The organism is Pseudomonas sp. 22072, assembly GCF_052046095.1.
Taxonomy (GTDB): domain Bacteria; phylum Pseudomonadota; class Gammaproteobacteria; order Pseudomonadales; family Pseudomonadaceae; genus Aquipseudomonas; species Aquipseudomonas paracarnis.
The window spans coordinates 1-320 of the sequence record NZ_JBQEQE010000074.1 but is presented as its reverse complement, the minus strand read 5'-3'; the positions used below and the strand labels follow the sequence as shown (position 1 = coordinate 320).

The following is a 320-nucleotide window of genomic DNA, read 5'->3' as shown; positions in this document are numbered from 1 at the left end:
GGTGACGGTCAACGGGTTGGTGATGTTAGTCACCGGCGCACCGTTTTTATCCACAAGGCTGGCGGTGTAAACGATGTTGCCGCCTTCGCCAACGGTGGTGGTGGCCGTCAGGACCACATCAACTTTGTCGATGGTGTCGTTGATCGTAGTGGTCGCACCATCGCCCGCAACTTCCAATTTCTCGAAATTGCCGCCAGAGGTCTCAGTGATCTTGACCGTCTGCGTGCTCTTGTCGATGAACACATCATCGTTAGGCGCAGGGACGGTCACAGTACCAACGGTTTCGCCAGCCTTGATGGTGATCGACGAGCCGTTATCCA

1 protein-coding gene is annotated in these 320 nt (G+C 55.6%); it reads right to left on the bottom strand.

The genetic code is table 11. From position 1 onward, the window contains the following. Window positions 1-320, bottom strand: a 320-nt coding sequence (locus ACTJLA_RS26845) for an immunoglobulin-like domain-containing protein (protein WP_440842503.1), incomplete at both ends; no start/stop codon positions are given.